The organism is Chryseobacterium sp. D764, assembly GCF_019317325.1.
Lineage (GTDB): Bacteria > Bacteroidota > Bacteroidia > Flavobacteriales > Weeksellaceae > Chryseobacterium.
This window is the reverse complement of sequence record NZ_CP079219.1, coordinates 1,220,868-1,231,943: the sequence shown is the minus strand read 5'-3', so window position 1 is coordinate 1,231,943 and position 11,076 is coordinate 1,220,868. Positions and strand designations below refer to the sequence as shown.

Below are 11,076 nucleotides of genomic sequence, written 5' to 3'. Positions count from 1 at the left end.
ACTTTTGTATGTTTGCTGAAATCATATATGTCACAAGAAATAAATCCAACCTATTCAGAAGATAATATTAGAACCCTCGATTGGCAGGAACATATCCGTCTGCGTCCCGGCATGTACATTGGGAAGCTTGGTGACGGATCTTCCGCGGATGACGGTATTTATATTCTGCTTAAAGAAATCCTGGATAACTCCATTGATGAGTTCAGGATGAGATCAGGTAAAAGAATCGAAATAAAAGTGGATGACGGAAAAGTTACAATTCGTGACTTTGGACGTGGAATCCCATTGGGAAAAGTAGTAGATGCTGTTTCCAAAATGAATACCGGAGGTAAATACGACAGTAAAGCATTTAAAAAATCTGTAGGATTAAATGGGGTAGGTACCAAAGCGGTAAATGCGCTCTCTGAGTATTTCAGAGTACGTTCTTTCCGTGACGGGAAAATGAAAGCCGCAGAATTCTCCCAGGGACTTATCAAAGAGAACTTTGAAGAAAAAGAGACTTCAGACAGAAACGGTACTGAAATTTCTTTCATTCCGGATGGTGATATATTCCTGCATTTCAAATACAGAAAAGAGTATATCGAAAGAATGCTCCGAAATTATGCATACCTGAATCCAGGGCTTAAAATTCTTTTCAACGGAGAGACCTATTTCTCTGAAAATGGTCTTAAAGATCTCCTTGAAGAAGAACTGGAAAGTGAAACCCTTTATCCTATTGTTCATTTAAAAGATGATGATATTGAAGTGGCAATCACCCATACTGACAAATCTCAGATGGAAACCTATTTCTCATTCGTAAACGGACAGAATACCACGCAGGGCGGTACCCACCTTAATGCATTCCGTGAAGCTTATGTGAAGACAATCCGTGAGTTTTTTAATAAAAGTTTTGAAGCTTCTGATATCAGAAAGTCTATCATTGCCGCTATCTCCATCAATGTAGAAGAACCTGTTTTTGAATCCCAGACCAAAACAAAATTAGGATCTAATGATATGGGGCCGAACGGACCTACCGTAAGAACATTTATCATTGATTTTCTAAAAAGTAAACTGGATAATTTCTTACATAAGAACCCGGAAATTGCGGAAGCCATCCAAAGAAAAATATTGATTTCTGAGAGAGAAAGAAAAGAACTTTCCGGAATTCAGAAACTGGCTAGAGAAAGAGCTAAGAAAGTTTCTCTTCACAACAAAAAACTTCGTGACTGCAGACAGCATTATAACGATCAGAAAGCCGAAAGAAAAGGTGATACTCAGATCTTCATTACCGAGGGAGATTCTGCATCAGGATCTATCACAAAATCCAGAGATGTGGAAACACAGGCTGTATTCTCACTGAAAGGTAAACCATTGAACTGCTATGGCCTTACCAAGAAGGTGGTATACGAAAATGAAGAATTTAACCTTCTTCAGGCTGCTTTAAATATTGAAGAAAGTCTGGAAGACCTGAGATACAATCAGGTGATTATTGCAACCGATGCCGATGTTGATGGGATGCACATTCGTTTGCTGATGATTACTTTCTTCCTGCAGTTCTTCCCGGATCTGATTAAAAACGGACACCTTTATATTCTTCAGACTCCTTTATTCAGGGTAAGAAATAAGAAAGAAACAAGATATTGTTATTCAGAAGCTGAAAGAGTAAAAGCATTAAATGATCTTGGGAAAAATCCTGAAATCACACGATTTAAGGGATTAGGAGAAATTTCTCCGGATGAATTCAAGAATTTTATAGGTCAGGATATCAGATTGGAACCTGTGGTATTAGGGAAAGACCAAACCATTGAACAGCTTCTGGAGTTTTATATGGGAAAAAACACTCCGGACAGACAAGCTTTCATTCTTGAAAACCTTGTTGTGGAAGATGATACTGATATTGCTAAAAAAGAAATTCTGGATGAAGTAGAAAATCAGAAAAATTAAATATTAAAACTCTCCTTGAGAACAATGCAGAAGGGCAAAAAAAACACATTTTGAAGTAAGAGATTAGGAAACTTACAACAAAAAAAATCAAATGAGACTAAGTAACCGTAATAAAGCATCAGTTTATAACTTTTTAAGCACCCTTCTTCTTATGATAATGGTACTTGGAGTAATTGTATTTATAGCTAATAAATATAGGTTTAATGCGCTGGATGATGAAAGTTATTTACTGATTATTGTTCCTATTATGATGCTGATTATCTTTTATATTTGTGGACGGCAGATTTTTGAATATGACAGCGATGGAGAAGCTCTGAACTTTAAAAACAGGAATATTATTCCTTTTTTAAACAAGCCTCTTCATGATGAATTTCCAAAATATAAGCTGATAAAATATGATGTAGTCAGTATTTTATTTATCAAAAGATTATACATCACCGTTTCAAGTAAGAATAATGGATCTACTATACTGAAATATCAGATCTCTTATTTGAACAGAAAAGAAGTAAACGATTTAAAACTCTCTTTAAACAAAGTAGTAAAAGCTAATAAAGAGAATAAAGACAAAAAAACAGATGACGACAGAAGAATATTCGCATGAGGGTGAAAGTTTAAAGAAGGTTTCCGGTCTGTATAAAGACTGGTTTCTGGATTATGCTTCCTATGTAATTTTGGACAGAGCTATCCCTTCGGTGTATGACGGTTTAAAACCCGTTCAGCGAAGAATTATGCACTCTATGCGGGAACTGGAAGACGGCCGTTACAATAAAGTGGCGAACATCGTGGGAAATACCATGAAATACCACCCACACGGAGATGCTTCCATTACAGATGCCATGGTGCAGGTAGGACAGAAAGAACTGCTGATAGATACTCAGGGAAACTGGGGGAATATTTATACAGGAGACTCTGCGGCTGCGGCAAGATATATTGAAGCAAGGCTGACTCCTTTTGCGCTGGAAGTAGTCTTTAATCCTAAAACTACAGAATGGACCAAATCTTACGACGGAAGAAATAATGAACCTGTAGACCTGCCGGTAAAATTTCCCTTGCTTCTTGCACAGGGAGTAGAAGGTATTGGAGTAGGGCTTTCCACAAAAATACTTCCGCATAACTTCAATGAGCTTATCAACGCATCAGTAGCTTATCTGAAAGGAAAGAGATTTGAGCTGTATCCGGACTTTTTAACAGCCGGTTATCTGGATGTTTCAGAATATAATGACGGGCACAGAGGAGGAAAAGTAAGAGCCAGAGCCAAAATTACCCAAACGGATAAACATACATTGGTGATTTCCGAACTTCCTTACTCGAAAACGACAACTGACCTTATTGATTCTATCTTAAAGGCCAATGAGAAAGGGAAAATCAAAATTAAAAAGATTGAGGATAATACTTCAGATAAAGTAGAAATCCTGATTCATATCCATAATGATGTTTCACCGGATAAAACAATTGATGCCCTGTATGCATTCACGGACTGTCAGGTGACAATCTCTCCGAACGCCTGTGTGATTGTAGGTGACAAACCTATGTTCATGAATGTTTCCGATATCCTGAAAATGAATACGGACCATACGGTGTCATTATTGAAGAAGGAACTTGAAATTGAACTTCACGAACTTCAGGAAAGCTGGCATTTCTCTTCACTGGAAAGAATTTTTATTGAAAATAGAATCTATCACGATATTGAAGAGGTGAAAACCTGGGAAGATGTGTTAAAGACGATTGATGCCGGATTAAAACCACATACCAAACATCTTTTAAGAGCGGTTACTGAAGAGGATATCTTAAAACTGACTGAAATCAGAATCAAGAGAATTTCAAGATTCGATTTAGATAAATTTAAAGAAAATATTGCATCACTGGAAGGTAAAATAGAACAGGTGAAATATCACCTGGCCAACCTGATCGCTTATGCCATCGATTATTATTTAAATATTCAGAAAAAGTACGGTAAAGAGAAACAGAGAAAGACAGAGCTTAGAATTTTTGATACCATTGATGCTACAAAAGTAGCGGTGGCTAATGAAAAGTTCTATGCCAATTTTGAAGAAGGCTTTATCGGAACATCCCTGAGGAAAGACCAGTATCTGTTCGATTGCTCTGACATTGATGATATCATTATTTTCAGAAAAGACGGAAGCATGAAAGTGGTAAAAGTAGAGGCGAAAACGTTTGTTGGAAAAGATATCCTGCACGTTGCCATCTGGAAGAAAAATGATAAAAGAACAGTGTATAATATGATCTACCGGGAGGGAAGAGAAGGACCATATTATATGAAACGTTTCTCAGTAACCGGAGTGACAAGAAATACAGATTATCCGTTAGCTTCAGATAAAAAAGGTTCCGAAACACTGTATTTTTCGGCAAATCCTAATGGTGAAGCAGAAACAGTAACAGTGCTTTTAAAACCAAATCCAAGAATCAGAAAGAACAAAATGGAGATCAATTTCTCCGAACTTGCCATCAAAGGACGTGATTCCAAAGGAAACCTGGTGACAAAATATGCGGTAAAGAAAGTAGATATGAAGGAAGAAGGAGTTTCTACTCTGGCACCTAGAAAAATCTGGTTTGATGATACCGTAAGAAGACTGAACGCTGATGTAAGAGGAACATTACTTGGAAGTTTCAAAGGGGATGACAAAATTCTGACTATCAATACAAACGGTGAAGTAAAGCTTGTTTCTTTTGATTTGGGTAACCGTTTTGATGATGAATATCTGGTTTTGGAAAAATGGAGACCTGCACAGCCTATTACCTGTATTTATTATGATGGAGAAAAAGACATTTACTTCATCAAGAGATTTTTACTGGAAAATACGGTAAACGTACAGACCTTCATGCCGTCTGAGCACCCGAAATCATTTATTGAAAATGTAATCGTTGCCAATGACGTCACTGCAGAAATTATTTTCGCGAAAGATAAAGGCAAAGAACGTGAAGCTGAAACAATAAACATTGATGAATTTATTGCCGTAAAAGGAATAAAAGCAATCGGAAATCAATTTACAAAGTTTAAAGTAAAAGCAATTAATATCACCATTCCTGAACCTGTGGAAGAAGAACCGGAGATTTATGAAGAGCCGGAACCTACAGGAGACACAGATGAAGACGGAGGAATTATCGGCGATCTGTTTCAGGGTGACGGGAATAGCGAAAATGAATAGACCATACAATGTCTGTTTAATTATAACATAAGAAACATACGATGAATATAGTTGTTTTAATTATCATGGCGGCCACATGTATTTTTAGTTACATGGGATTTAACAATACAGCATTATTTGAAAAATATAAATTCAATGTTGGAGCCATTGCAAACCGTAAAGAATATATAAGGCTGATCAGCTCTGCATTTTTGCATGCAGACTTTATGCACTTATTTTTTAATATGCTTTCCCTGTATTTTTTCCAGGGAGTAGTCATTAGTTTCTTTGGAGAAACAGGATTTTTGATTCTTTATTTTGGATCAATGATTTTAGGAAATCTATTCAGTTTACAGATTTATAAAAACCAGCCTTGGTATTCTGCTATTGGAGCATCAGGAGCGGTTTCGGGAATTATTTTTGCTTCCATAGCCATGGCACCGAATGAGATCAGTGTCAATTTCTTACCGGGATGGTTATTTGGAACATTATATTTCGGATATTCTGTATACATGATGCTGAATCCTAAACAATGGGATAATCTTGGCCATGCCGCTCACCTTGGAGGAGCTTTTTTCGGACTCGTTTACTCTATTGTAATGCATCCGCAGCTGGCCATGAGCAATATCCTTTTCTTAGGAATCATGTCGCTTCCGTTAATTTATCTGGGATATGAAATTTTTGTAAGGAAACGAATAGGATAAAAGGCTATTTTTAATTAAAATATCAAAACCAATGAACACATCAGAGTTAAACAGTTTCATCGTGATACTTATCTATGGTTCATTGGTTTTGCTTTCTCTGCTAAAGCTCGCCAATCCTTTACAAGTAAACCATAAGGCCAATTTCTGGTTTGGAATATTTCTTTTTCTGTGGTCTACCTTCTGGCTGGATGAGGTTTTGTTTCTCATCACGGGTACGACAGTTGAGTTTCATTCCCTGTTTTTCGTCAGATGTATTCAGTTTTTCACACCCATTGTTTTTTACTTTAGTGTGCTGTTCTTTACCAATCCCTCTTTTACCTTCAAAATCAAGGATTTTAAATTCCTGTTACTTCCTGCAGCCTTTCTGTTATGTCTTATCTTAGTAAATCTCGGTTATGAATCACCGTTTGAATATCTGAGTGTTATTTTGATCCTGATTCAGGCACTGTTCTATACCGGACTTTCTTATATTACCATCAGAAAACACCAGCGAAAGATCCAACAGTTTTCTTCCAATACTGAAGGAATCAATTTGAATTGGCTTGAGTATATCATTCTGGTACTTCTTATTGTGAATATCATCTATGTGATATATAATCTCTTCTATGACCCTAAATCACTGAATTTTTTTATCAATACTGTCTTTTTACTGGTGATCTACTGGGTGGGATATTATTCTCTGAAACAAAGGGAAATCTATCCTTTAGAAGAAAAGCAAAGAGAAGAACTGATCTCTATCAATGAAGATTCCGACTCAGAAGAGATAAAGAGAAAGCTCATCTCCGATGAAGAATTACTAAAGATTAAAACCTCACTTGAAAGACTGATGGAAATACAAAAGCCCTACCTTGACAGTGAACTTAACCTGATCAGGCTGGCTGAAATGCTCTCCGTTTCTACTCATCACCTGTCTTATGTCATCAATACAGGTTTTGGAAAGAATTTCTTCCAATATGTAAATGAATTCAGAGTAGAATATGCCCAAAAACTTCTGAAGGAATCAAATAGTAAATTATCAATTCTGGGGATTGCGTACGAATCAGGATTCAATTCCAAGACTTCTTTTAATACCACGTTTAAAAAAGTGACGGGACAGACTCCTTCTGAATTCAAAAAATAAGTTCAGGTTTATAAAGTTTTACTTTTGTGTTGATTTAAAACATTGATTTTAAGTAATTTATATATTTCATCTTTCTTGATTGAAAATCAGTTCGTTCAGATAATCCGGAACATTCAAACCCTCTTTACACGATAGCTTTGTACCATAAAATGTAAACGTATGGATACCAAAGAGTCATATGCTGTAGTCACAGGAGCAAGTCAGGGACTGGGCAAATCATTTGCTGAAAATCTGGCCAGAAAAAAGATCAATGTCATTCTTGTAAGCCTTCCGGATCAGAATCTCAAGGAATTTTCCAATGAGCTGGAAGAGCTGTATGAGGTAAAAGTTCATTACTATGAAACAGATCTTTCTGTTAATAACAATGTCATGAAGCTCACAGAATGGCTTAACCGTTCTTTTGATATTCATATCCTGATCAACAATGCAGGACTTGGGGGTACTAAAAAATTCACAGAAGCCTCTCCGGATTACATCAATACCATTTTGCAGGTTAATGTAACGGCAACCTCTCTGATTACCCATCAGTTGCTCCCCAACCTTTTAAAACAGCCAAAAGCCTATATTTTGAATGTCTCCAGTATGGCGGCCTTTTCTCCTATTGGTTTTAAAACCGTATATCCTGCTTCCAAAAGTTTTATCCATTCATTTTCCAGAGGGCTGTATGAAGAGTTGAAAGACACCAATGTCTTTGTAAGCGTTGTGAATCCGGGTGCCATGAAAACCAATACGGATGTCTGTAAAAGAATAGAAAAACAAGGTTTCATAGGAAGACTGACGCTTTTGAATCCTGATAAAGTGGCATCATACTGTATTCGTCAGCTGTTTAAAAAAGATTCCGTAATTATGGTAAATCCAATCAGCTGGCTGATGATGAAAATTTTACCCATATGGATCAAACTTCCGTTGATGACCCAGGCTATAAAAAGAGAGATCGAAGCATGAAAAAAGTGTGTGTAACCGGAGCAACAGGGCTTCTGGGAACTAATGTTATTATTAAATTATTACAAAATGGTTATTCTGTTATTGCTCTGGTGCGCAAGAAAAGCGGCTGGCTGGGCGAAGAAAACGAGAATCTGAAGTTGGTGGAAGCAGATCTTTCATCTGATCTTTCATTGTTACTCAAAGAAGTTGACTGTATCATTCATATTGCAGCGGAAACACGTCAGAATCTCATCAGCTATGGTGAATATAGAAAAGTGAATTATGAAATGACCGTAAATCTGTTTACCCATGCGGAATTAGCAGGTGTAAAAAAGTTTTTATTTGTAAGCACGGCAAACACCTTAGGGTATGGAAATACAGCTTTCCGGGGAAATGAACAAGCGCCACAGCTTTACCCTTTCACCCATTCATTGTATGCACAAAGCAAGCTGGAAGCTGAAGATTATCTTTTAAAGAACCATAAAAATACAGATGTTATTATCGTTAATCCAACTTTTATGATCGGAGCCTATGACAGCAAACCGAGTTCCGGGAAAATCATCTTTTGGACCTGGAAAAAGAAACTGGTTTTTTATCCGAAAGGAGGGAAGAACTTTGTACATGTGGAAGATGCCGCTAACGGAATTTTATATGCTATTCAATATGGGAAGACTGATGAAAAATATCTCTTAGCCAATGAAAATTTGAGCTATAAGGAATTTTTTAAGAAAGTAAACCGGATTACTGATCAGAATCCAGTCATGATAGCTATTCCAAACAGAATTTTGAGTTTCCTTGGATTGATAGGTGACGGCTTGAGAAAATTAAAAATAAAAACAAATCTCAGTATCTCCAATATGAAAGCTCTGCAGATCCGTAATTATTATTCTAATCAGAAATCAGTAGAAGAGTTAGGTATTCAATATCAATCCGTTGATAAAGCAATTGAAGATGCTGTTCAGTATTTTATTGAAAATAAAAAAACCAGCTCTTAAAAGCTGGTTTTTAATCAAATTATCTTGTTATTTTCTGGGTTACATTCTTGTTGGAAATAACGCAGGCTTTGCTGCAGTTATTTGTATTTGAAATATTAACCTGTACCAATGCCGGCAATGATCTGTATTCTTCCTTATTATAAGGAGCTTCAGTACCATTGCTTCCACCACCTTTAATATCATATTGTACCTGGGCCACTCCTGTGAACCCAACCGCAGGTTTGAAAGAAAGCGCTCCGGTAGTGGGGAAGTAGGTCCATGTTCCCTGGCTGTTAGTATAAACACCACCAGTTATATTCGGAATCAGAGCTCCATTATTATCCAAAAAACGAAACGAATTGAAATCAAGGTTATTATATGAAAGTGTTGGCGGGTTTTGACCACCTGCTGAAGAATAAGCCGCATCATTCAGCAAAGGATAATAAATTGACTTTATCCCCGGGCATCCCGCGAACAGATCATCTGTTACTTCTGCAGCATAAGGTCTGGTAACCCCTAAGTTTCTCAATAAATGTATATTTTTAGCAGCTCCTGTAGAAGCAGCAAATCCAATTCTGAAAGTTGAAGGTGCTGAGGTATCCAGAGTTCTTACCATACTGTTGGATATTGTAGTTTCCGTATATTTCAGAGAAGTTGGATAATAATAATTATCAATCACTGTTTCTTTCACGGTTCCGTGCTGTATTTCCAGGGTTATATTGTAACCGCCAGCAGGATTGGGAACTAATGTGACATACGCTTTACGGAATCTTGCATCATTTTCATTGAGAGGAAAGGTTGTTCCACCACTTTCAATGCTGAATTGCTGAAGAGTTGTATTTTTAATCCCTATATATTTTCCGGTTGCAGTATCAAGATAAGCAGATCTGTTACTGCTGGAAGGAGCAGCATTGGTTGCTGTACTGTAAAGCAATGGATACCCATTGTATCCTGCAGGTTCAGCTGATGACAGATACTGATTTCCACGTTTACCTCTTAAAGAAACATTGCTTCGTCCATCCGCTAATGATACGCCGAAAATTCCATTTCTGACTCTTTCACCTTGGTTAAAGCTTGTTTTAAAATTTCCGAATTCATCCAGTCCTATTCCAAGATAGGCTCCTCTAAGGCCTTCTGTAGACTCGCCTCCACGTACAAAACTATATCCTAATCCTCCACCAAAGTATCCAAGATTAAGCTGTTCCTTAGGAATAGATCCGTCTACTAAGAATATAGAAATACCGTCTCCTCCGTTAATGTTTCCGCCATAAATAGCAAATTCAAACTCGAATTTGATTCCCTGGTCACTTTTGAATATTTTATCAGCAAGTATTACACCTCCCGAAATATTGTTCACACTTCGGGTAAGCCGCAATCCATCTGTGGTAAAGGTGGCATCATTCTGGACTCCACTGGTTGCTACTTTATAAGCTTCCTGAGGCTGTAATCCCTGTGTGAAGTTTACAAAATAAGGATAGCCGGTTCCCTGTTCATTCTGTGCTTTACTATTCTGGGAGAAAATGAATAATGAAAAAATAAATAAAAGCCTTTTGTATTGTAAAACTGAGGTATTTTTTATCATAGCTCAGTTATTTAACAACAAAAACAATATTAATAAAAGAACAGTCTGTGGCTGTGGCTTTTACATCATAAGTCATTACCCCATCATCAGAAATAGAAATATTACTGAATACATTAGGATCAGCATCTGTTACATAATAATAAATGTCTTTGCTTGACGGGAAAAAAGGAATAGATGCAGGAGCGCTGGTGCTCTTTGCTTTTGGAGACCCGAACTGTGTTTTATACAAGGTATATAAATCTTTTGTTCTGCCGGTAGCATTGGTAGAAGTGTCAAAAGAAACACTAGGCATGTAAAACATTTTTACAGTATTACTACTGATACATAGCCAATCAGGCTTGGTAGGTGTTCCAATATTCTGGCTTAAACATTTCTTATCAGTATCATAAATAAGAAGCGAATTAGCCGGATTGGAAATAGCATCTCTTTTTGCAGTAGTAAGTCTTGGTATCAGCATTCCTTTGTTTTGACTGTAAACATCCAGAATAGAGCTTTCGTCAGGTGTTGGTGTATTAATCCCTATCTGGGCAAAAGAAAAAGAACTTACTAAAACGATTGGTAGAAATAATTTTTTAATCATGATGTCTCTAATAATTTTTTATCTGTGTATTGTATGTTTTTTGTGTTGTGTTTTTTATGAAAATACTTTCCTACCAGCTCGATTCATATTGGAAATAAATACTCCTGCAACTCATCCAAACAA

Annotated in this window: 9 protein-coding genes; 7 read left to right on the top strand and 2 right to left on the bottom strand. The window is 36.8% G+C overall.

Features of this window, described 5'->3' with window-relative positions; translation table 11 throughout:
• The first annotated feature begins 27 nt into the window (after nt 1-27).
• From KYG33_RS05535 to KYG33_RS05505, 7 genes are all read left to right on the top strand, one after another.
• A complete protein-coding gene (locus tag KYG33_RS05535) occupies nt 28-1,923 on the top strand; it encodes a DNA topoisomerase IV subunit B (RefSeq protein WP_077418042.1) in 1,896 nt (631 codons plus the stop codon).
• Between the two features lie 91 nt (nt 1,924-2,014).
• Nucleotides 2,015-2,524 carry a hypothetical protein gene (locus KYG33_RS05530; protein WP_077416746.1) on the top strand — a complete coding sequence of 170 codons (510 nt, stop codon included), beginning with the start codon at nt 2,015-2,017 and terminating at the stop codon, nt 2,522-2,524.
• Complete coding sequence (locus KYG33_RS05525) at nt 2,499-5,090, top strand: DNA gyrase/topoisomerase IV subunit A (protein WP_077416748.1); 2,592 nt, start codon at nt 2,499-2,501, stop codon at nt 5,088-5,090. The genes KYG33_RS05530 and KYG33_RS05525 overlap by 26 nt, the downstream gene beginning before the upstream one ends.
• A 41-nt stretch (nt 5,091-5,131) precedes the next feature.
• Complete coding sequence (locus tag KYG33_RS05520) at nt 5,132-5,773, top strand: rhomboid family intramembrane serine protease (protein ID WP_077416750.1); 642 nt, start codon at nt 5,132-5,134, stop codon at nt 5,771-5,773.
• Between the two features lie 31 nt (nt 5,774-5,804).
• Nucleotides 5,805-6,893 (top strand): helix-turn-helix domain-containing protein, encoded by a 1,089-nt coding sequence (locus KYG33_RS05515; protein ID WP_077416752.1) that lies wholly within the window; start codon nt 5,805-5,807, stop codon nt 6,891-6,893.
• Between the two features lie 159 nt (nt 6,894-7,052).
• Nucleotides 7,053-7,838 (top strand): SDR family NAD(P)-dependent oxidoreductase, encoded by a 786-nt coding sequence (locus KYG33_RS05510; protein WP_077416754.1) that lies wholly within the window; start codon nt 7,053-7,055, stop codon nt 7,836-7,838.
• Nucleotides 7,784-8,812 (top strand): NAD-dependent epimerase/dehydratase family protein, encoded by a 1,029-nt coding sequence (locus KYG33_RS05505; protein ID WP_228408802.1) that lies wholly within the window; start codon nt 7,784-7,786, stop codon nt 8,810-8,812. The genes KYG33_RS05510 and KYG33_RS05505 overlap by 55 nt, the downstream gene beginning before the upstream one ends.
• 19 nt (nt 8,813-8,831) lie before the next feature.
• On the opposite strand, the gene KYG33_RS05500 is transcribed toward KYG33_RS05505, so the two are convergent.
• Both KYG33_RS05500 and KYG33_RS05495 read right to left on the bottom strand, forming a co-directional pair.
• On the bottom strand, nt 8,832-10,373 hold the full coding sequence (locus KYG33_RS05500) for a lectin-like domain-containing protein (protein ID WP_257468939.1): 1,542 nt from the start codon (nt 10,371-10,373) through the stop codon (nt 8,832-8,834).
• Between the two features lie 7 nt (nt 10,374-10,380).
• Nucleotides 10,381-10,953: a hypothetical protein gene (locus KYG33_RS05495; protein WP_180563915.1), complete on the bottom strand. Its 573-nt coding sequence runs from the start codon at nt 10,951-10,953 to the stop codon at nt 10,381-10,383.
• Between the last annotated feature and the right edge of the window lie 123 nt (nt 10,954-11,076).

Bases quoted from the DNA above. Each gene is read 5' to 3' on its own strand.
- KYG33_RS05520 (WP_077416750.1), top strand. From the start codon at position 5,132: ATGAATATAGTTGTTTTAATTATCATGGCGGCCACATGTATTTTTAGT.
- KYG33_RS05530 (WP_077416746.1), top strand. From the start codon at position 2,015: ATGAGACTAAGTAACCGTAATAAAGCATCAGTTTATAACTTTTTAAGC.
- KYG33_RS05500 (WP_257468939.1), bottom strand. From the start codon at position 10,373: ATGATAAAAAATACCTCAGTTTTACAATACAAAAGGCTTTTATTTATT.
- KYG33_RS05515 (WP_077416752.1), top strand. From the start codon at position 5,805: ATGAACACATCAGAGTTAAACAGTTTCATCGTGATACTTATCTATGGT.
- KYG33_RS05510 (WP_077416754.1), top strand. From the start codon at position 7,053: ATGGATACCAAAGAGTCATATGCTGTAGTCACAGGAGCAAGTCAGGGA.
- KYG33_RS05535 (WP_077418042.1), top strand. From the start codon at position 28: ATGTCACAAGAAATAAATCCAACCTATTCAGAAGATAATATTAGAACC.
- KYG33_RS05525 (WP_077416748.1), top strand. From the start codon at position 2,499: ATGACGACAGAAGAATATTCGCATGAGGGTGAAAGTTTAAAGAAGGTT.
- KYG33_RS05505 (WP_228408802.1), top strand. From the start codon at position 7,784: ATGGATCAAACTTCCGTTGATGACCCAGGCTATAAAAAGAGAGATCGA.
- KYG33_RS05495 (WP_180563915.1), bottom strand. From the start codon at position 10,953: ATGATTAAAAAATTATTTCTACCAATCGTTTTAGTAAGTTCTTTTTCT.